Source organism: Acinetobacter sp. PW68, assembly GCF_020982655.1.
GTDB lineage: Bacteria > Pseudomonadota > Gammaproteobacteria > Pseudomonadales > Moraxellaceae > Acinetobacter > Acinetobacter towneri_A.
Map to the genome: position 1 here is coordinate 2,084,328 of NZ_JAHZSX010000001.1, position 22,035 is coordinate 2,106,362.

Here is a 22,035-nt window from a genome sequence, read left to right on the forward strand (position 1 = left end):
TGATCTTGTGCTGTTCTAAGATGTAGGCATTATAGATTTCACTACAAAAAAATCGAGTAAAAAAAAAGGCAACTTGCGTTGCCTGACCAAAGGGAAAAGTTTAAAAGCCTAATTTAGCTTTCCAAGTATTTAATAAAGCTGTGGTGTCAAAATCGTTAGGATGAAAATTCGGCTTGAAATAGAACAACATTTCTTTGCCCATGCCGGTAATAATCCCTTTAGATGGACTATAAGCAAAACGATAAATCATACGTAAATTTTCTAGATTCAACTGCTTGTCTTGTTTTAATAAACGCAATAAAAAATAGTTTTGTACTAAAAATAAAGTCAGCATCGAGATAACCAAAGAACTTGTCCGTAGTGCATAAGCTTTCAAACCCTTACCAAACACACCTTCAAACACATCATAAGCCACAGCTTTATGTTCACTTTCTTCAATTGCATGCCACAACCACATGCTTTTCATAGTGTCATCAGTCATCAATTCTTGAATATGTGAATTGGTCAATAATTGTGAAGCAATCGTTGCCGTAAAATGTTCTAGCGCAGTAGTTGAAGTTAAATCTACCATTTCCTGTGTAATGCCAATCGGTTTAGCTAACTTTGCTATAAATTTACGACTAGTTTGAATCACGATATCTGTATAACGATCTAAAGTATCTACATCATGTCCAAATTTCTGTGCAGCGGCATTAAAACTAACATGCTCATGCGTGTGCATGGCTTCTTGTCCAATAAATGCACTAATTTCTTTCTGTAAATCTGCATTGTCTTTCAGCATTGGGTGATAACGCACCGAACGTACACTATCTATAAAAAACTTCTCTCCTGCAGGGAATAATGCAGATAAAGCAGTCATAAAATGAGTTAAGCCTGCATTACCACTCATCCAATATTCAGGTACAGCATCAAAGTTGAAATTCATACGACGGACAGGAAAACTCGCACCAGCACGTTCACTTACACTCAACTTAGCATTCATGTTACTTACTCCTGAGGCTACATCCATGACGTTACTCACGCTGTAACCCACTTTTTTTTATTTATCGGTATGATTTCATATTACGGTTTTCTGTGCGTTATTTAACTGCACTTAAGGACAGCCAATTGTCAGTTCAGGACATGAGCAACAAAAAATAAAGATAAGTGAAATTATTTTTTTATTTACGAGAAAAAATAAGCTATTAACACCATAGCAAAAGAAGGTCATAAAATATTTTGTAGATTGATTCAAGGTTCAAAGAGCGTTATTTCAACCATCAATACAGCAAGCTTTCATCCATCTGGAAACTAGCACGCAAAATACAGCCATAAAAAAAGCGCCCCAAACGGAGCGCTTTTCACACTATAAAGTGATTATGCTGTTACTTTAGCAACAACGCCCGCACCTACAGTACGACCACCTTCACGGATCGCAAAGCGTAAACCAGCGTCCATTGCGATTGGGTGGATTAATTCTACTGACATTTCAACGTTGTCACCTGGCATTACCATTTCAACGCCTTCTTTCAACTGGATTGCACCAGTTACGTCAGTTGTACGGAAATAGAATTGAGGACGGTAACCGTTAAGGAATGGAGTGTGACGACCACCTTCTTCTTTAGAAAGTACGTATACTTCCGCATCGAATTTAGTGTGTGGCTTGATTGTACCTGGCTTAGCAAGTACTTGACCACGTTGTACGTCTTCACGCTTAGTACCACGTAAAAGAACACCACAGTTCTCGCCCGCACGACCTTCGTCTAGAAGTTTACGGAACATTTCAACGCCAGTTACAGTTGTTTTAACTGTGTCTTTGATACCTACGATTTCAACTTCTTCGCCTACTTTCACGATACCAGTTTCTACACGGCCAGTTACTACTGTACCACGACCAGAAATAGAGAATACGTCTTCGATTGGCATTAAGAATGCTTGGTCGATTGCACGTACTGGCTCTGGGATGTAAGTGTCAAGCGCTTCAACAAGAGCTTCAACTGCAGCTTCACCATATTGACCAGCGTCACCGTTAAGCGCAAGAAGAGCTGAACCACGGATAACTGGAGTGTCATCACCTGGGAAGTCGTAAGTAGAAAGAAGTTCACGAACTTCCATTTCAACCAATTCAAGAAGTTCTTCGTCGTCTACAAGGTCGCATTTGTTTAAGAATACGATGATGTAAGGTACACCTACCTGACGAGAAAGAAGGATGTGTTCACGAGTTTGTGGCATTGGACCGTCAGTCGCAGCACATACAAGGATCGCGCCGTCCATCTGAGCAGCACCAGTAATCATGTTTTTAACATAATCGGCGTGGCCTGGGCAGTCTACGTGCGCGTAGTGACGAGTTGGAGAGTCATATTCTACGTGAGAAGTATTAATTGTAATACCACGTGCTTTTTCTTCTGGTGCAGAGTCGATTGCAGCGTAGTCTTTCGCTTCACCACCGAATTTTTTTGCACATACAGTTGCAATTGCAGCTGTTAAAGTTGTTTTACCATGGTCAACGTGACCGATTGTGCCCACGTTAACGTGTGGCTTATTACGTTCAAACTTAGCCTTAGCCATGAGATCTTCCTTTTTAAAACAACTCATGGAGGATCACTCCATGAGCATTAGGTTTTTTAACTATAAATTAGTTTGCGCTTATAGTAATCGAAAGATTACTCGTCGTCACCTTTTTTACCACCAGACTGGAATTTAGCAATGATGCCCTCTGCCACGTTACGTGGAGTTTCAGCATATTTAGCAAATTCCATAGAGTAAGTCGCACGACCTTGAGACATTGAACGCATTTGTGTTGCGTAACCAAACATCTCTGCAAGTGGAACTTCTGCACGAATTGCTTTAGTACCACCAGGTAAGTCGTCCATACCTTGAACAATACCACGACGACGGTTTAAGTCACCCATGATATCGCCCATGTAGTCTTCTGGAGTTTCTACTTCAACTTTCATGATTGGCTCAAGAAGAACAGGATCTGCTTTCATGAAACCGTCACGGAACGCGTAAGAACCCGCCATTTTGAACGATAATTCGTCAGAGTCGACATCGTGGTATGAACCGTCGAATAATGTCGCTTTAATGCCTACAACTGGGTAACCAGCTAAGACACCATTCTTCATACGTTCTTGGATACCTTTGTCTACTGCACCGAAGAATTCTTTAGGTACTACACCACCTACAACTTCTTCAGCGAATTCATAGTCTTTACCAGCTTCAGGATCAAGCGGCTCTAAACGTACGTATACGTGACCGAATTTACCTTTACCACCAGTTTGACGTACGAATTTACCTTCTTGCTCAATCGTCTTTTTGATCGTTTCGCGGTACGCAACCATTGGTTTACCAATGTTTGCTTCAACACCGAATTCACGCTTCATACGGTCAACGATGATGTCAAGGTGAAGTTCACCCATACCCGCAATGATCGTTTGACCAGATTCTTCATCTGTACGAACGCGGAATGATGGATCTTCTTTCGCCAAACGACCTAAAGCAATTGACATTTTTTCTTGGTCAGCTTTAGTTTTTGGTTCAACAGCCAATGCAATTACTGGCTCTGGGAATTCCATACGCTCAAGTGTGATGACATTTTTCTCATCACAAAGTGTATCACCTGTAGTTACGTCTTTAAGACCTACACACGCAGCGATATCACCCGCACGAATTTCTTCAACGTCTTGACGATCGTTCGCGTGCATTTGCACGATACGACCGATACGTTCACGTTTAGATTTAACTGGGTTATAAACAGAATCACCTTGTTTAAGAACACCAGAATAAACACGTACGAAAGTTAAGTTACCTACGAATTTGTCGTTCATGATTTTGAACGCAAGTGCAGAGAACGGAGCTTCGTCAGATGCTTCACGAATCGCTTTAGTCTCAGCTTTGTCGTCAAGAATACCTTCAATCGCTTTAACTTCTGTAGGCGATGGTAAGAATTCAATAACTGCGTCCAACATACGTTGAACACCTTTGTTTTTGAATGCTGTACCACAAAGCATTGGTTGAATTTGACAAGCCAAAGTTTGAATACGTAGACCATTAACGATATCTTCTTTAGAAAGATCGCCTTCTTCTAGGTATTTGTCCATTAGCTCTTCAGAAGCTTCAGCAGCAGCTTCAACCATGTTAGTACGCCATTCTTCAGCAGTTGCTTGAAGATCAGCTGGGATCTCGCCGTATTCAAACTTCATACCTTGTGAAGCTTCGTCCCAAATGATCGCTTTCATTTCGATCAAGTCGATTACGCCTTGGAAGTTTTCTTCAGCGCCAACAGGGATTACTACAGGTACTGGAGATGCACCTAAACGTGTCTTCATTTGTTCAACAACACGGAAGAAGTTGGCACCCGTACGGTCCATCTTGTTCACGAATGCTAAACGAGGCACTTGGTATTTGTTCGCTTGACGCCATACAGTTTCAGACTGAGGTTGTACACCACCTACAGCACAGTAAACCATACACGCACCATCAAGAACACGCATAGAACGTTCAACTTCGATGGTGAAGTCAACGTGTCCCGGTGTATCAATTACGTTGATACGGTGTTCAGGGAACTGTTTAGACATACCTGACCAGAATGTAGTCGTAGCAGCAGAAGTAATGGTAATACCACGTTCTTGCTCTTGCTCCATCCAGTCCATTGTTGCTGCACCATCGTGTACTTCACCAATTTTGTGAGATACACCTGTGTAGAACAAAATACGTTCTGTAGTCGTGGTTTTACCAGCATCAATGTGCGCAGAAATACCAATGTTACGATAACGAGAAATTGGGGTTTGACGTGCCATGATCTCTTGCATTCCTAAATTTTGTTGTTTAAAACAGGCGCTTTAAGCTGACGGACAGCTTAAAGCGATTCGATGACAGTTTGGCGTAAACCAAGCTATCACCCTCCTGAATAGGGGCTGTTTTAGTCGCTTAGAAGCGGTAGTGAGAGAATGCTTTGTTGGCTTCAGCCATACGATGCACGTCATCACGTTTTTTAACCGCTGCGCCTTTACCTTCAGCTGCATCAAGCAACTCACCAGCAAGACGTAAAGCCATAGTTTTTTCAGAACGCTTAGCAGCAGCATCTACCAACCAACGCATCGCTAAAGCAGTACGACGGGATGGGCGCACTTCCATAGGAACTTGATAAGTAGCACCACCAACACGGCGTGCTTTTACTTCGACCATTGGACGAACTTTTTCAAGCGTAGCTTCAAAAAATTCAACTGGGTCAACTTTAGATTTTTCTTGAACGCGGTCTAAAGCACCGTAAACGATACTTTCAGCAATAGATTTTTTACCATCTTGCATTACGTGGTTCATGAATTTAGCGATTGTTTGGCTGCTGAATTTAGGATCCGGAAGGATTTCACGAGCAGCGACTACGCGACGTCTTGGCATTTTAAACTACCTATAAATATGACACTTCAGGGTGATCCAGCCGTAGCACAAAGTGTCGTGTGCATTTCGCTGGCCTTACTACACGTCGCTTGAATTTCACAAAATTAAATGCAGAAATCAGACAAGCGAGACGATAAAGGATTGCAGTTCTACGAACTAAGCGGTTAATCTTCAAAAGATTATTTCTTAGGACGTTTAGCACCGTATTTAGAACGTGCCTGGTTACGATCTTTCACGCCAGCACAGTCTAAAGAACCACGAACGGTATGGTAACGTACACCTGGTAAGTCTTTAACACGACCACCACGGATAAGAACAACACTGTGCTCTTGTAGGTTGTGACCTTCACCACCGATGTAGCTAGAAACTTCAAAACCTGAAGTTAAGCGAACACGGCAAACTTTACGCATTGCTGAGTTAGGTTTTTTAGGTGTAGTTGTGTAAACACGTGTACAAACACCACGACGTTGTGGACAAGCCTTCAACGCAGGAACTTTTGATTTTTCAACCAAAGTCGTACGACCCTTACGGATCAACTGATTTGTTGTTGCCATGTGGCAATTCTCCCGTTAATAAAAAGCCCCAAAACATACTACTTTTTGAGGGCATGCAATTGTAAGCGAAGATAGAAAAATGGTCAATATTTCATAGGCAGTTAAAATACCAACCATATTTCTACTTATCATTTGTTTTTATTCAGCTTTTGGCTTACGAGTACTTGTACGAGTTCTCGGTTTTTTTTTAACCTGCTTTGCATTTTCTGTGCTTGATGTTACTGAGTTTTCAGAAGCAGTTTCAGTCACTTGGGTTGAATCCTCCACAGGCTCTAAAGCATCTTCCTGCATATATTCATCAATTCCTTCTGCAGTTACAGCAGGTTTTTGCGGTGCAACTTCAGCATGTGGCTCTAGCATTTGATCTGCCAATTCTTCTAAACCTTGCTGAATATTTTCATCTCGCTGTGTTTCGGTTGCGTCCACTTTGTCAGATTTTTTCTGTACTTTGACTTTACGGATGCTTTGATGATCCGTTAGTACTTGTGTGGTCGCATCATAAGGTTCTGCAGCTTGGTTATTTGTATCTAATGACTCATCTAGATCGTCTTGAGCCTTATCTTCACCTTTTAACTGTTCCAATAGTTTAGGCGCAGCCTGTGCAAGTAATTCTAACGACTTTTCATAAGCATGAATGGCAGATAAGTTGCTGTCTTTATGTTGAATTAAATAGCTGCGAGCATTGGAGAATACTTGTTGCGCTTTGTGATGTACATCTTCTACCAATTTCCAGCTATATATAGCACTGACCGATGCTGTTGCAACAGGCGTAAGTTTATTCAGCATAGAGAACTTAGGTACATGATTCAACCAAGGCCATTTGACTTGACCTTGCTCATTCAAGAAGTATTTCTTTAAAGCCTCATAATCATTGCTTGAACCGAGCATATTTTGTAATTGATGCACATCATGAGTTTGTAGCATATTGGATAAGGTTTTCAGCCCCATCAGCACTGCTTGCTTTTCTGCAATAACGCCCAAATCAATTTGTTTAAAAATAAACTGAACAATTTCTTGCTCAGTATCTTTATTCAGTTCAAAACCGTAGGCACGCCCCACCTGATAAATGGTACGCAAAGACATCACAATAGATGCAGGCACATCAATGGTTGAACCCATTACTCCTGTCGCACCTGTTAATGCGCCTTGCAGTGATGCAATCCATTTATTTTGTTCTGCGAGTGCTTGACCAATTCGCTTAGAACGATCCACATCCTGAGTCAATTCTTCTAAATCATGTACACCAGCCTGATCAAGCACATCATCAACTGAGCTAATATTGGAAGTAAAACTATTCAACTGATCAAATAAATAATCTGAAATTTTGTCAGAAAAATCGGGCGACACAAAACTCGCCACCTGATTGACGCGGTTATAGTGACGACCTAAAAGCTGACGTGAAACTTGTGGCACATGCTGTCTGAGCATGTGTTGAGGATTGTCATATTGACGTGCTTGAAAAGCACTAAAGCTACGCGCCTGACCTTCAATAATTTGTCCTGATTTTGCACTGTGCTCATCCTTCGCTACAGCACTTGGTGCAACTTGCTGCAAAACATGGATGCCTGTTCTGCTGAGCTTTTTAGCCACTCCAATCGCATTCGAGAAGAATCCGCTTGATTGGTTATTGTTGGAATCTGACATTCTTACTCCTCATTTTTAATTTCTATGATTTATAGGTAAATACTAGGTGTAGTCTAAGTTTATCTCAATATGATTGTGTATCTTTTGGTTGGCTTCCTGCATCCATTCTGCTGTGTTTTGGTGGTTTGAACACTGCTGCAAAGTGGCATCATATTTGCCATAAGAATTCAAAATTCTTTCTGTTATTATGAACGCAATTGAAAGACATGAGTCATCCCGTATCAGGCACAGCTGTGCAATTGCGGTGTTCGGCTCAACATTATCACCATATAAGGGATCTGTAGATGAAACGTGTTGTAATCACCGGCATGGGCATTAACTCGTGCATTGGTAATACTTTAGAAGCTGTGACTCATTCTTTACAAAACGGTATTTCTGGAACACGTTCCAACCCAACGTATGCTGAACTGAATTTCAAGAGCCATGTTAGTGCAGCTGCTGAACAAAATTTTGACCACATTGACCGTAAATTAAAACGCTTCATGGGCGTGTGTGCGATGTACGCTTACAACGCTGCAGTCGATGCGATTGAACATGCTGGCTTAAAGCAAGAAGATTTAGCAGGCAACCCACGTTACGGTATCGCGGGTGGTTCTGGTGGTAACTCAACTGCATCTGTTGCAGAAATGATCGAGTTACTTGAAGAAAAAGGCGCACGTAAAATTGGTCCTTTCTTCGTACCACGTAACATGTCGAACACGATTACAGCTAACTTGGGCGTTGCGTTCAAATTACAAGGGATCGCTCACTCAATTACTAGCGCATGCGCAACTTCTGCAGATGCAATTGGTTATGCCTACAACCTAATTCAATTGGGTAAACAAGATTTAATGCTTGCAGGTGGCGGTGAAGAAGATCACTGGTCACAAAGCTTATTGTTTGATGCGATGGGCGCATTATGTTCTAAATACAATGACACACCTGAAACTGCATCTCGTCCGTATTCTGCAGACCGCGACGGTTTCGTGATTGCTGGCGGTGGTGGTTTCGTGGTGCTTGAATCACTTGAACACGCTCAAGCGCGTGGTGCAAATATCTTAGCTGAAGTGGTTGCGTATGCTGCAAACTCTGACGGTGCAGATATGGTTGCACCAAGCGGTGAAGGTGCAACACGTTGTATCTTGATGGCTTTAGAAGAAGCGAAACAACACGGTGTAGACGCAATTGACTATGTCAACACACATGGTACTTCTACTCCAGCAGGTGACGTGACTGAATTAAAAGCCATGGAACGTGCGTTTGGTGAAGGTAAAGTGCCTGCTCTCAGCTCAACGAAGTCAATGACAGGTCACAGCTTAGGTGCTGCTGGGGTTCAAGAGGCGATTTATTCTGTCTTGATGATGCAAAATGACTTCATTGCACCAAACATCAACGTCACTGAACTGGATGAAGGCGCGAAAGCATTTGATATCGTACTTGAAAAACGCAACACAAAATTGAATACTGTGATGAGTAACAGTTTCGGTTTTGGCGGTGTAAATGCCTGCCTTATTTTCAAGAAGTGGGATGAATAATCTCCTATAGGATAGTCGATGGATGCACCTTCTGATGCTTTTTTATGGGTAAAAGCATTACATATTATTGCCGTGGTTTGCTGGTTCGCTGCATTGTTCTACTTACCACGTTTATATGTTTACCATGCCATGAGTGAAGATACACTGAGCCATCAGCGTTTTGAAATCATGGAGCGCAAGTTGTACCGAGGAATTATGTGGCCGTCGATGATTGCGACCCTCATTACGGCACACTTTTTGGTAGATTGGGGCGATGCGACCCGCAATTACCACGATGCGTTATGGTTTTACCTGAAAGTAGCATTGGTCGGGTTATTGGTGATTTACCATTTAGTTTGTGGCTATTACCGCCAAAAACTGATTGGCAATGCGCATTATAAATCACACAAGTTTTGGCGATTCTTCAATGAAATGCCAACTGTGCTGTTATTGGCGATTGTAATTTTAGTCGTGGTAAAACCTCAGCTCTAAAATTTGAAAAGCCAAGCATCTAGACATCTCACCCTAATTCGGTTTTAAAAAACCTCAGTTCAAGGAGCTGAGGTTTTTTATGGATGACAACTCAAACATCATTTAAGCTTTGAATCAGCGTATTGCTGAGTAAGGCTGAAAACCCAATGCCGCTGCTTGTTTTTGCTGAGATTGAGGAATCGTGACTATAGCAATTTTTCCATCTGCTCCGCCACAGACCTGTGCATACATCCGCCCATCTGAACCTACACTGGCATGCTTCACTTGAATCTGTGCCTGCTGTAAACGCTGAACAATTTCTGTAAGGGTTAAACCTGAATCTGGCTCACACTGTCGATGTTGCAATGATGTGTACATTTCGACCTGTGCAGCAGGTGTTGTGGATGTAACAGCATGATTGGCACACGCTGTCATAAACATGGCAGCTATCAGCATTGGAGCAGCTACGATTGCATTAAATTGACTAGATATCTTCATCACATACCCTCTTTCAACAGACCCTAAATATTGAAACATGATCTTTGTGATAATACTGCGCTAGAAATGCAAACAGATGTAAGCATCTCACTCATCAAGTAACTGTTCAAGCACCGACAAGATTTGCGCAAAACGCTGAATTCTGTATTTTGGTGCAGCGTAGTCTAGCTCCTGAGCCGAACCATAGCCATATTCGACTGCAACACAATCGATGCCATTGGCTCGCGCACCGAAAATATCGTGTTCACGATCTCCAATCATTAAACATTGTTCAGGTTGCAATTGTTCTTGCTGCAAAATATAGGCAATTAAATCCGCTTTATTGGTACGCTCACCATTCAGTTCACTACCATAGGGATATTCAAAATATTGCAATAAATCGAAATGATCTAAAATTTGGCGTGCATAAATTTCAGGCTTGGCTGTTGCTAAAAACAGTTTATAGCCTTGTTGTTTTAAATCTGCCAATGTTGCAGCAGCATCATCAAAGACGTGATTTTCAAACAAGCCTGTTGCAGCAAAACGCTCTCGATAGCCTGCTAAGGCTTGCTCTGCCAATACGTCATGCACATCTACATCAAGTAATTTTGCCAAAGAGGCTTTTAAGGGCGGCCCGATAATCCAATCAATATTTTCCGTATCTGAAATAGGATGTCCAACCTTAGCCAAACCATAACGCGCAGAAGCGGTAATGCCCTCTTTCGGGTCGGTCAGCGTGCCATCTAAATCAATTAAAAGGTTCTTTATCACAATGTCAGCCTATGTGCCTAAATGACTATCGAGAGTTATTCCAAAGTTGCCTATACTAACGTAAATAGAAGCAATTAAGGATATGTGTGTGCGACCAACAGTACTTTGTTTTTCTGGTTTAGACCCTTCGGGTGGTGCTGGTTTACAGGCTGATATTGAAGCCATTGGCAATAGCGGTGCACATGCAGCAATTGCCTGCACAGCACTGACTATTCAAAACTCTCAGCAAGTGTTTGGCTTTGAAGCCACCTCTAAAGAATTGTTATTGGCACAAGCCAATGCGGTGGTGAATGATTTGCCCCTTAAAGTCGTAAAGTCGGGCATGTTAGGCACCACTGAAAACATTGCAGCACTGGCAGATTTTTTACGTGCACATCCTGATTATTTATATGTGCTTGACCCTGTTTTGGTTGCCAATAGCGGAGGGTCTTTAGGCGATCAAGCGACTTTGGTTCAGGCATTTGTCGAATTAATTCCACTGGCGACGTTAATCACGCCAAATACTGTGGAATTACGTGCTTTAACGGGTGAAGATGATTTAGAATGCGCAACAGCTAAATTATTTGCAATGGGGGCACAGGCTGTTTTGGTCAAAGGTGGACATGAAGATACTCCTGATCATATTCGTAATGCACTGTATATCAACAATGAAATGATTTCTGAAACTCGCTGTCCACGTCTTGAAGGTGAATATCACGGTTCAGGTTGTTCATTGGCAAGTTTTATTGCAGGGCGCTTGGCATTAGGCGATCAACTGAAACAAGCGGTACAACATGCTGAAACTTGGCTGTTTGGTGTGCTTAAAAATGCGGAAACGCCTGTACCGAATGGACAGAAAATTCCGAAAAGGTTTTAGTATTTAACGTTCAACTCTTTCATACCCTGATCACACTGTATCAGGTTTTTTATTGCAACTTTTAACGTTCGTGCCTTTGCTTTAAATTTTCAACATGCTGACGATTGGTTTTCCAAGACTTATCCAGTAGTTCTTTTTCAATTCTCAGTTGAATACGTTTCAGTTTCATCGGTGAAATAACTTCATGCCGAAAACCTTTGACATACTCAACCCATGCACTGCCTTTAAAAACATTGTTAGGCAAGGAGGTCTTAAATTCACAGTCTGGCATAAATACAATCACAGAATGCAGATATTCAGGCTCGACAATATCGCTCAATACTGATTCCAAAACTTTTATATGCTTATAGTTCTGATAGACAGGATTCTGAAACTTATAGCTCTTTTTATAAATTTTTTGTGTCCATACTTTTTGGCGTTCTCCACCAAAAATCCAGCCTTTATAGTTTTTTGTTTCAATCACAAAAACTCCAAAAGGACTCAATAAAATATGATCTATTTGAGTTGTTCCTGCGGACTCATCAGGCAGAGTTACATCATTCAACAAAATATAATGTTCATCTAAATACAACTTCACATGCATACTTACTGCGAGTTCCCCCGCCTTTCCCTTTAGAAAAGGTTTGAAAATTTTGATCAGTCCCACACCTGCAACAAGCAGAATAAGCCACCAAAACTGTAACAATAATGTTTTTAACATTTCCTCTGCTCTATTTTATTTAGATCAAAAATTTTTATTTAATATCAGTTATTTAAAATTTTGAAGTTGATGATTCTAACTTTAACAAAATCGCTTTATTATCCAAGCCACCTGCAAAGCCCACCAGCTTTCCACTTGCACCCACCACCCGATGACACGGCGCAATAATCGAAATTGGATTTTTGCCATTTGCCGCACCTACGGCGCGCATCGCATTGACACTACCAACTTGTTCGGCAATTTGCTTATAACTGCGAGTTTCCCCAAAAGGAATGTTTAATAACGCCTGCCAAACTTTCTTCTGAAATTCAGTGCCTTCAAAATCAAGAGGCACATCAAATTGCTGACGCTGACCTGAAAAATAGTCTTGGAGTTGCTGCTGAGTTTTGAGCAAAATTGGATGATCATCTTGTCGAACTAAATTGGCTAAACGTACCCGTTTATGATCTTCGTTATCCCACATTACCGCAACCAATGCATGATCGTGAGCCACCAATTTAAGCACGCCTACAGGAGTGTCCATTTCAGTAAATGCCAGTTGCATTATTTTTTCTCCTCAAGCAGGTTGGGTATCAGCTCATCCTGTTTTTAACTCAAACCGATCTGTTAATGAGCGCTCACGCCAATTGACCAGATTCCAAGTTAGCTAGATGAAATTTTCATAAGCACCAAACCTGAAATAATCAGAACAGCTGCCAACATACGCATAGCACTGGCAGGTTCGCCTAACACAAAAACACCCACTAAAAATGAACCGACTGCGCCTATACCTGTCCAAATCGTATAAGCCGTGCCTAATGGCAAAGTACGCATGGCATAGGCCAAAAGCGCAAAACTTAAAATCATAAAAAAGATAGTCACGATACTGGGCGTTAATTTACTAAAGCCGTCAGACAACTTCATGGAATATGCCCAAACCACTTCAAAAATACCCGCCAATATCAACATCATCCAGGCCATAACGCCCTCCTTCAATATCATGAAATCAGGCCGTCCTGAAGATTTTTCTTGTCGAGTATTTAGTCGCTTTGACTATTTCCAAAAACCCAAACAAGGGAGGTCGTTCCTCCTGTTGCAATTTAAGCTACCGCACAGCGATACTGTACCCGTACCTATTTTAAACTTAAAATTTTGCGCGCACCATTCAACACAAACATGGCCACAATTAAGCCAATGATCAGGTCTGGATAATTCGAGCCTGTGAGCATCACTAAACCGCCCGCGATAATCACGCCTAAATTCACAATTACGTCATTGGCCGAAAAAATATAACTAGCCTGCATGAGGGTTCCACCATCCTTATGCCCTGAAATCAGCCATAAACAGGTGACATTCGCTACCAATGCAGCAGCGCCAATGAGCATCATCAACATAGATTCTGGTTCGCTGCCCAAGACGAAACGACGCAGTACATCCACAATCACCAATGCGGCCAAAGCCAATTGCACCCAACCTGAAAGATGTGCAGCTTTAAGTTGCTTTTTAGCCGATTGTCCCACCACAAATAGTGCCAAACCATACACGGCGGCATCGGCAAACATATCTAAGGAGTCGGCAATTAACCCTGTAGAAGATGCAATTAAACCTGCAATCAATTCCACCAAAAACATAGCAGCATTAATGCCAAGCAAGGCATACAGCACTTTTTGTTGTGCAGCGCTGTTAGATACAGGCAATTCGGTTTGTGTATTGGCTTCAGTTTGTTGTAACACAGCACCCAAACCCAATGCTTCTAATTTATGGGTGATTTCTGTGGCAGATTGATTGTTGTGATTAACCTTTAAAAGTCGTGCAGGCAAATCAAAAGATAAGGCAGCAATATCATTATGGTCTGCCAAAGCAATTCGCACCATTTGTTCTTCAGCACCGCAATCCATTTTAGGAATATGGTACGCACTCACCCACGGACTCAAAAGTTCAGAACCTACGACTGTTGATTTATCTGTCTTGGCAGTCGTTGCAGATGTACAGCTATTTTGATCAGCACAGCTTTTTTCTGTATCGCAAGACGAACCACAGCCTGTATCGCCACATGACTTGGAGTGTGTAGGCGCAGTTGCACAAGGCTGGTTTACATTTTTTTGCGTATCACAACCACAGCCAGTATTGTTTAGATTTTGGTTTTCTAAGTTTTTATCTTGATTCGATTGAGGATCTTGAGTTGATGAAGACATACGCCACACCCAAAAATACAATAGGCTCAGTATAAACCAAGCCTATGTATTTAGGGACAATCTATTCTATTTAGAAGCAGCAACGATCCATTGACTTAATCATTGATAAATACCCCTAATCATTAAAACCTGAAACGCAAGCCTATCGCATATAAGCCGCTCTGCTCGGAATCGGTTGCAGACTGCCAAGCAGTGTGTTGATCGCCTTTCGTATATTCATAACCTGCACTGATATACGGCATGATGTTCTTGCTGATTTCATAACGCATTTCCACCCCCACAGCCGCGCGGTTGAGTCCTGTTTTTTTCGCATATTTGGCATCATCCTGCAGAATAACATCTACATCTAAATAAGGCTGTGCAATCAATTTCTGAGTCAATAACAGATCCCGTGTGGCTTCCAAACTCAAAGCCGCATATTGATCTTCACCCAAATAAAAATAAGCATCGGTTTCAAAAAAATATGGAGCTAAACCATGTAAGCCAAGCACAGCGTCAAACTTATTTTCTCGGTCTGTTTGATGCGCTTGCTGATTCACTTCATGTCGATAACGCACACCTGCTTGCACATCCCAGAAATCTGAAATCATACGACTGTATAACAACTTGGCATCATATTCAGTCGCTTGTGATTCGTGCTTATCGCTATGAATTTTCACAAACAACTTGTTTTCATCAGTTCCAATACGAGTTTGTAATTCAGATTTGAGTACTCCCTCGGCATGGTCGTTCACTTGCCATTGTGTATCTAAAGTGCTCACCGTATATATTTGCGCACCATGTTCTTTACGATGATCATGTGACTGCAACTCTTGTACGGGCGAGGCGGATTGATGCGATTGATGCGATTGATGCGATTGATGCGATTGATGCGATTGATGCGATTGATGCGATTGATGCGATTGATGCGATTGATGCGATTGAGTATCTTCCTGAGCAGCGATTGTTGCAACCTCTGCGGAACTAGCATGTGCACTATGTTCCTCTGTCGCTGCCAGCCCAACTGTACTGATGCAGCAGACAGAAATACTTAAAACCGTTTTCGCAATAAGATTAATGTTGTGCATGTGTTGCTCCTTTTTGCGCTGTCGCTGAAGAGGTTTGAGTGGCTTGAATTGCTGTGGTTGAAAGCGGTTCATTTTCACTCACCTGCGCTACAATCAATTTATTCATCATTCCCGCGCTCATGTGATAGAGCAAATGACAATGTATTGCCCATTCACCTAATTCATCTGCAGTAAGCAGTGCAGTTACAGTTTGACCTGGCGGCACAATTAATGTGTGTTTATTCGGCATTTCTGCTGCCGTTTGACCATTTTCCAACTGCATAAACATGCCATGTAAATGCATTGGATGCGCCATCATGCTGTCATTGATAAATTTGATCCGAATACGCTCACCATATTTCACCTTGAGCGGTGTGGCATCACTAAATTTCTTACCGTTGATTGTCCAGATATAACGCTCCATCGTACCGCCTAAACGCACGACCAATTCACTGGTGGGTTCACGTGTATCTGCTTGTGGCTGCAGCGATTTCAAATCCTCATAATTCAAGGCCTTATGCCCCGCAGGTGTAGAAGCATTTGCCCATCCATATACCACTACATTTTTGTGTTCTGCTGAAGGCATACGATGTTGTGTATTCGCATTTTCAGACATTGCAGCGTGGTTCATTTTGGAGTGATCCATCTCAGACATTGATGCATGATTCATTTTGGAATGATCAATTTCAGACATCGCTGCATGATTCATCTTGGAATGATCCATCTCAGACATTGCCCCATGATTCATCTTGGAGTGATCCATCTCAGACATCGCAGCATGATTCATTTTCGAATGATCAATTGCCGCATGATTCATTTTGGAGTGATTCATCTCAGACATCGTTGCATGGTTCATTTTGGAGTGATCCACCTCAGACACTGATGCATGATTCATTTTGGAATGATCATCACCTGAATGCTCTGTGGCATGCCCCATATCTTGCATGGTGAGTAAAGCACGCGGACGCGCTGCAGGTAGCTGTAGATTTGATTTTGCAGAATGAAATTCACTCTGCAAACTCCCCACTGCAAAACCTGAGCGGTCTATCGATTCTGCTTCAATTTGATAGTGCGCTGCTTGAGGTTGAACAATCACATCGTAAGTTTCCGCAGTGCCTATACGAAATTCATCCACTGTGACAGGTTTGACTGGCTGACCATCAGCACTGACCACTGTCATTTTTAAGTTTGGAATCCGAACATCATAAAATGACATGGCAGAGGCATTGATAAAGCGCAAACGCACTTTTTCATTTGGCTTGAATGCACCTGTCCAGTTCTGTTCAGGTGTCTTGCCATTCATTAAAAAAGTATAGCCTGTGACATCGGAAAGGTCGGTTTTCAGCATACGCATTTGATTCCACATTTTACGGTCTGACCATGTGGCTTTTAGTCCATCACGCTGTATTTGACGCCAAACATCACCTAAGGTTTCACGCTGATTTTGATAAAACTCGGCTGAAATTTTTAAATCTTTCTGAATTTGATTGCTAGATTTTTCATGAAAATCTGACAGCATCACCACATAATCACGATCTGCATATTCATGTGCGTTTACGGCTGGCTTGGCTTTAGGATGAATCACCAAAGAGCCGTATAGACCATCTTGTTCCTGACCTTTGGAATGTGCGTGATACCAATAGGTACCACTTTGTCGCACTTTAAATTGATAAATAAAATGCCCTTGCGGCTTAATCCCTTGAAAACCGTTAAATCCAGGTACACCATCCATCAAACCGGGCAACAATAAACCATGCCAGTGAATAGATGAATCCTGATTTTTTAATTGATTATGAACGTGAATCACCGCTTCATCACCCTCTTCAAATTCGAGTGCAGGCGCGGGAAACTGCCCATTAACCGTAATGCGTTGAACAGGTTTTCCCGTGATATTGACTGTTTGTTCTGCAATGGTCAGGTGATATTCCTTGACCGCAGCAAATGCAGAACTCGAACACAAGGCACAGACTGTTAAAAACAGCGCAGGCTGATAAAATTTAGACATGACTTAATCCTTAAAATAAAACGTAAAAGTGTTTTGAATTCAGGATTAAGCTTTGGGTGGACGTAAAATTTGCTGCCAATGCCCAAGTAAATGTTGAGCGTGATAAGCAGGCAATAGAATATTGACAGATGAGAGTGCTATAGGTTGAATCAATTCAGGAACTTGCACATGCAACACACTGTTTAAGTTTTGACAATGCAACTGCACACAGTCTTGACAATTCATGCCAGCAGTAGAAAAATCAGCCGAGCCATAACAATCTGCCGCATTTAAATCGGTATCCGTTGCGGATGTGTGCTGACTGAGATGATGGTTGGCCTTGGCATCATGCCCAGATATATGCTGCTTGGTTTCAGGATACGTTTGTAAAGCTGTGGTATGACAATCTGGTAAAGATGTCATTTCACTCGCTGCGGTTGCAGAATGCCGATTTTCAGACCCTACTGCATGATTTGACATCATCCAATCATGTGCAGGTTTGACCGCAGCACTGACAATACCACTCCACCCCATGACAAATGTCATTAGGACAACAAACCACATTTGTTTGTAGGGTTGAGTCAGCACTAAATGAATTCCTGAGTATTAAAGATGTAGACCTGAACTTGCACAAGAATTGAACATTTTTGCCAAGTGCAATCCACAATCTACTCAATATAATTCAAGCTCCACTTATACACAATGTCTTCTACAATTAAAAACAGAATGAATCCGTGCGATTTGAAAGCCAACTAAAACAATCAAGTTATATATTAAGCAACTTATTTTTATAATTAACTGAGTAAATACTCAATAAATTTAGTGTATTTAAAATAAACAAAAAGGATTCAATTGAATCCTTTTTATACTTATTTCGTATAATTCATAAACCACTGATGTACCAATGTTTATAAATTAATCTGTTTATCCATAGTGTTATCAACATAGATATCCATACGGTTATCTACAAAGTTATCCACAGTTTAAGACCTTGTGATTGTAGAAACTTATACTTTGACTGCGCCAACTTTTGCCAATTCAGCACGCATTTCATCAATCACCGTTTTATAGTTTGGCTTGCCAAAAATTGCTGAACCTGCAACAAACATATCTGCACCCGCTTCTGCAATTTCACGAATATTGGCAGGTCCTACACCGCCATCAACTTCTAAACGAATATCACGACCTGACGCATCAATAATTTGACGTGCCTGACGTAATTTCTCTAAAGTCATCGGAATGAATTTTTGCCCACCAAACCCTGGGTTCACACTCATGAGTAAAATCTGATCGACTTTATCAAGTACATAATCTAAATAATGTAGCGGTGTAGCAGGGTTAAATACCAAACCCGCTTTTGCACCGCCCGATTTAATCAGTTGTAATGAACGGTCAATATGCTCAGAAGCTTCAGGATGGAAAGTGATAATATCTGCACCCGCTTCAAGAAAATCACCAATCATTCGGTCTACAGGTTTTACCATCAAATGCACATCAATTGGTGCAGTAATACCATAGTTTTTCAATGCCTTACACACACCTGCACCGAAAGTTAAATTCGGTACATAGTGATTATCCATCACATCAAAATGCACCACATCGGCACCTGCCTGAAGTACATTTTCCACTTCTTCGCCTAGACGAGCAAAATCTGCAGATAAAATAGACGGCGCAATTAAATAAGGCTTGGACATGGGAGAACCTAGCTGAAAATTGGATTGAGGCGCATTATAGCAAAGACTGGTTGGTGTGGTGGATTCTGTTACGATTGGATCATTCAGTTCGATGATTCAGTTAGATTACAATTTTATAATTCTATATGCGCAACGCTCTGTTGCAGCATTCCACTGTTCTTTCAGTCTGGCTTTGTTATGCTAAAGGTCTTTACCCATTTAAACACAATGTTAGTTTAAACAGATAGATGATGAACAGTTCTGCCCATATTCAAACAACACAAGCAAGTCGCATTGCCAAGCGTCTACTCAACCACTGGAAACATAAATTTGACGTTGTAGACAATGCAACCCTATACCAAATTATGATGCCAAGCGCCACAATTTTGCTTACACCTCAAACAGATGAGCTTGTGGTTGAAATTCAAGCCAAAGAGGCTGAAACAGATTTAAGTTACCTCGAACAAGTCGTGCTTGATCATTTAAGTCGTATGGCACAAACAGAATTGAGCGCGGTTTGGCAACACCACTAACTGTTTCATGTTAAGGCGCTAAACGCTGTGTCTGTTCAAAATCCTTAACCGCTTGAATACGTTTTTGTGTTGAAGGATGGCTTTGCAAAAAATCCAAAGGGTTGTTGGCGGTGTCTTCACCTGCATCTTCTGCCAAACGTTCCAGAAAATGAGCGAAATGAATGGCTGGAATGCCCTGAGCGTGCATCGTATTTAAAGCATAATGATCTGCTTCAGATTCAAAATTACGTGAATAATTTGCCCCGACGAGCGCCACAGGCAAGGTCGAAACTAAATCTGTACCATCACCTGTAATCGCGAGCAAAATAATACTAAACCCTAAACTCGATAAGGCTTGTTGCAAACTGTGTCTTTCTGCCAAATGCCCTTGTTCATGTGCCAAAACACCAATGATTTCCTGATCATTCTGCGCCAATTCCACCAATTCATCGGTCAAAATAATGGTGTTATTCGGAATTGCCAAAGCATTCGCTCCTAAGCGATCACCTTGTCGAAACAGCACTTTGGCAGGTGTATCTCCTGCAATGAGCTTGCGATAATCTGCCAAAATTTTCTGCTGACGTACTGCGGACAATTGACTTGGCGCTGTCATATCTAAAATATAACGCTCTGCCTCATCACCAATTTGATTTAAGGTGTTCGCAGGCAATTGAAAGGCAACATATTTGGATGCACTTGGGATGCCCCACTGCACTGTGACAAATACCATCAACGACACAAAAACCAGACTAAATACGATCAGACTTGGCGTGCGTTCCAATTTCCAGATGGAATGCTGCACCTGTTTATTTCGCAGTTGAAACCACTCAGGCAAGGCTTGAGAAAACTCAATACGTGCATCGTCTTTAAGTTCAATGACAGGCTGAATTTTACCCAGTGCGCCCACCAACATCATGTCTTGATAATGATAGCGCCGTTGTTGTTGTAAGTTCTCACCATAACAAATGAGTACCGACTGAGCATCAATAGGCGAGATTTTGGCTGGCCATGGTTTAGATACCACGCCATCATAAAACACCACATCCACGACCTGTGCCGCCATATCTCTCTCCCACCTTACAGCGAAACATCAATATCAAAAATATCACTGATTTCTTCTGCAAGTGCGCTATGTTCAGCTTGCAGTTTATTGATCATCAAATCTGGATCATTTTTTAAATGTAGACTTAAAGACTCAACCTGATAGCGATATAAACGAATGGCTGCCCATGGAGTCATTAACCCCAAACTCAGAACTTTCACAATCCAATTGGTCAGCACAATCCAAGTATAGTGCCACTGCCCACAATCGGTCTGAAATTCACTACCACTGATACTGGTATTGTTCCATGTAGTGATAAAAATTCGCGCCGACATCAGCGGCCAAATTAAAAACAACCCCAGCAGATAAACCGCTAAAAACAACCACACCAACTGTGCAGGATTTCGACTTAACTGTCCTGCGAAAGCCAATATCATCCCCACAGCAAGCAAAATACCAAAGAATAAGAAAATAGGTATATACATCGCGCGCATAAAAGCAGGCCAGTCAGCTTTTAATTTAAATTTAAGCTGTCCTGCATATAAATGGTCGAGGCAGTAACGCTTATACATCCACACCAATACAGGAAAAAATAAGCCCAATGTAAACAGATTAATCACGATACATTTTAAAAATACCCAGTAGGCTTCTTTGTTACTGCCTGAAAAATAAAAACGCGCATTACCAAATTTACTATTTCGCGCCTTGAAACGGATGGTCGCTCGAATCAACCACGGCACAGCTAAATATAAAGCCACCACGCCAATGAGCATGGCTTTGACTGAATAATTGGAAATCACCGAGATCGCAACATAAATTCCAATGGCAATTAAACGCCCTAATAAAATTTTATGTGGGATACCCGTGAAATCAAAACGGCGTTTGATTAATTCGGTATTGCCATAAAAATAGCGCAAACGACGTACTTTTGCCCACGGTGCATATAGCCCGAAGGTTACAATCATCAACAAAATATTGACAATCCAAATGCCAAAATACTCTGAGGCGCTACCATGAAACTGAAAATGATGAATCCGTCCAAGTAATGGATTCAGCGCAGGCGGCGTTGTAGGCTCCGCTGGAAAAAACGGGGAAGATGACGGTGTTTGTTGTGGTAAATCCCATTCTGAATTGTGCATGTGATGCCTTAGTTATTTTATTGTGCAGTCGTTCTTTTACCCAGAAACTCAAACCCAAATGAGCAATCTTTCTAATTGGTAAAAAAGCAAGCGTTCACCATTCTATTAAACAGAAACAAC

22 protein-coding genes are annotated in these 22,035 nt (G+C 41.6%); 4 read left to right on the top strand and 18 right to left on the bottom strand.

Translation table 11 applies throughout. From position 1 onward, the window contains the following. Positions 1–100: 100 nt before the first annotated feature. From K1T76_RS09925 to K1T76_RS09950, 6 genes are all read right to left on the bottom strand, one after another. Complete coding sequence (locus K1T76_RS09925; RefSeq protein WP_230245250.1) at positions 101–982, bottom strand: metal-dependent hydrolase; 882 nt, start codon at positions 980–982, stop codon at positions 101–103. A gap of 374 nt (positions 983–1,356) precedes the next feature. Next, positions 1,357–2,547 carry an elongation factor Tu gene (tuf, locus tag K1T76_RS09930; RefSeq protein ID WP_230243906.1) on the bottom strand — a complete coding sequence of 397 codons (1,191 nt, stop codon included), beginning with the start codon at positions 2,545–2,547 and terminating at the stop codon, positions 1,357–1,359. A 95-nt stretch (positions 2,548–2,642) separates the two neighbouring features. Beyond that, positions 2,643–4,778 (bottom strand): elongation factor G, encoded by a 2,136-nt coding sequence (gene fusA, locus K1T76_RS09935; protein WP_230245251.1) that lies wholly within the window; start codon positions 4,776–4,778, stop codon positions 2,643–2,645. Between the two features lie 130 nt (positions 4,779–4,908). After that, complete coding sequence (gene rpsG / locus K1T76_RS09940) at positions 4,909–5,379, bottom strand: 30S ribosomal protein S7 (RefSeq protein WP_180064740.1); 471 nt, start codon at positions 5,377–5,379, stop codon at positions 4,909–4,911. Between the two features lie 179 nt (positions 5,380–5,558). Then, complete coding sequence (gene rpsL / locus K1T76_RS09945) at positions 5,559–5,933, bottom strand: 30S ribosomal protein S12 (RefSeq protein WP_019837219.1); 375 nt, start codon at positions 5,931–5,933, stop codon at positions 5,559–5,561. A gap of 138 nt (positions 5,934–6,071) precedes the next feature. Beyond that, positions 6,072–7,577: an EcsC family protein gene (locus K1T76_RS09950; protein ID WP_230245252.1), complete on the bottom strand. Its 1,506-nt coding sequence runs from the start codon at positions 7,575–7,577 to the stop codon at positions 6,072–6,074. A gap of 284 nt (positions 7,578–7,861) precedes the next feature. Between K1T76_RS09950 and K1T76_RS09955 the strand changes: the two genes are divergently transcribed. Both K1T76_RS09955 and hemJ read left to right on the top strand, forming a co-directional pair. Beyond that, a complete protein-coding gene (locus K1T76_RS09955) occupies positions 7,862–9,091 on the top strand; it encodes a beta-ketoacyl synthase N-terminal-like domain-containing protein (protein WP_230245253.1) in 1,230 nt (409 codons plus the stop codon). Between the two features lie 18 nt (positions 9,092–9,109). Continuing rightward, positions 9,110–9,562, top strand: a complete 453-nt coding sequence (gene hemJ, locus K1T76_RS09960) for a protoporphyrinogen oxidase HemJ (RefSeq protein WP_230245254.1) — start codon at positions 9,110–9,112, stop codon at positions 9,560–9,562. 114 nt (positions 9,563–9,676) lie between these two features. On the opposite strand, the gene K1T76_RS09965 is transcribed toward hemJ, so the two are convergent. Continuing rightward, complete coding sequence (locus K1T76_RS09965) at positions 9,677–10,039, bottom strand: hypothetical protein (protein WP_230245255.1); 363 nt, start codon at positions 10,037–10,039, stop codon at positions 9,677–9,679. A gap of 87 nt (positions 10,040–10,126) precedes the next feature. Next, positions 10,127–10,789, bottom strand: coding sequence for an HAD-IA family hydrolase (locus K1T76_RS09970; RefSeq protein ID WP_230245256.1), 663 nt, complete (start codon positions 10,787–10,789; stop codon positions 10,127–10,129). Between the two features lie 88 nt (positions 10,790–10,877). Here K1T76_RS09970 and K1T76_RS09975 point away from each other — a divergent pair, with 88 nt between their 5' ends. Further along, a complete protein-coding gene (locus tag K1T76_RS09975) occupies positions 10,878–11,645 on the top strand; it encodes a hydroxymethylpyrimidine/phosphomethylpyrimidine kinase (protein WP_230245258.1) in 768 nt (255 codons plus the stop codon). 61 nt (positions 11,646–11,706) lie between these two features. On the opposite strand, the gene K1T76_RS09980 is transcribed toward K1T76_RS09975, so the two are convergent. The 8 genes from K1T76_RS09980 to rpe form a co-directional block, all read right to left on the bottom strand. Further along, positions 11,707–12,345, bottom strand: a complete 639-nt coding sequence (locus K1T76_RS09980) for a nuclease-related domain-containing protein (protein ID WP_230245259.1) — start codon at positions 12,343–12,345, stop codon at positions 11,707–11,709. Between the two features lie 52 nt (positions 12,346–12,397). After that, on the bottom strand, positions 12,398–12,889 hold the full coding sequence (locus tag K1T76_RS09985; RefSeq protein ID WP_230245261.1) for a methylated-DNA--[protein]-cysteine S-methyltransferase: 492 nt from the start codon (positions 12,887–12,889) through the stop codon (positions 12,398–12,400). A gap of 98 nt (positions 12,890–12,987) precedes the next feature. Further along, positions 12,988–13,305, bottom strand: coding sequence for a DMT family transporter (locus tag K1T76_RS09990; protein WP_230245262.1), 318 nt, complete (start codon positions 13,303–13,305; stop codon positions 12,988–12,990). 152 nt (positions 13,306–13,457) lie between these two features. Further along, a complete protein-coding gene (locus K1T76_RS09995) occupies positions 13,458–14,519 on the bottom strand; it encodes a cation transporter (RefSeq protein ID WP_230245263.1) in 1,062 nt (353 codons plus the stop codon). A 122-nt stretch (positions 14,520–14,641) separates the two neighbouring features. Next, positions 14,642–15,586, bottom strand: a complete 945-nt coding sequence (locus tag K1T76_RS10000) for a copper resistance protein B (protein ID WP_230245264.1) — start codon at positions 15,584–15,586, stop codon at positions 14,642–14,644. Next, positions 15,573–17,570, bottom strand: coding sequence for a multicopper oxidase domain-containing protein (locus K1T76_RS10005; RefSeq protein WP_230245267.1), 1,998 nt, complete (start codon positions 17,568–17,570; stop codon positions 15,573–15,575). Before K1T76_RS10005 ends, K1T76_RS10000 begins: the two co-directional genes overlap by 14 nt. 45 nt (positions 17,571–17,615) lie before the next feature. Continuing rightward, on the bottom strand, positions 17,616–18,083 hold the full coding sequence (locus K1T76_RS10010) for a hypothetical protein (protein ID WP_230245268.1): 468 nt from the start codon (positions 18,081–18,083) through the stop codon (positions 17,616–17,618). A 473-nt stretch (positions 18,084–18,556) separates the two neighbouring features. After that, entirely contained in the window at positions 18,557–19,243 is a 687-nt protein-coding gene (rpe, locus tag K1T76_RS10015; RefSeq protein ID WP_230245272.1) for a ribulose-phosphate 3-epimerase, read from the bottom strand. Between the two features lie 230 nt (positions 19,244–19,473). On the opposite strand from rpe, the gene K1T76_RS10020 reads away from it, so the two are divergent. Continuing rightward, the gene (locus tag K1T76_RS10020) at positions 19,474–19,755 is read left to right on the top strand and encodes a DUF2218 domain-containing protein (RefSeq protein WP_230245273.1); all 282 of its coding nucleotides are present in this window, start codon (positions 19,474–19,476) and stop codon (positions 19,753–19,755) included. A gap of 10 nt (positions 19,756–19,765) precedes the next feature. On the opposite strand, the gene K1T76_RS10025 is transcribed toward K1T76_RS10020, so the two are convergent. After that, positions 19,766–20,797: a M48 family metallopeptidase gene (locus tag K1T76_RS10025; RefSeq protein WP_230245275.1), complete on the bottom strand. Its 1,032-nt coding sequence runs from the start codon at positions 20,795–20,797 to the stop codon at positions 19,766–19,768. 14 nt (positions 20,798–20,811) lie between these two features. Further along, positions 20,812–21,915 (bottom strand): YjgN family protein, encoded by a 1,104-nt coding sequence (locus tag K1T76_RS10030; protein WP_230245276.1) that lies wholly within the window; start codon positions 21,913–21,915, stop codon positions 20,812–20,814. Positions 21,916–22,035: the final 120 nt, after the last annotated feature.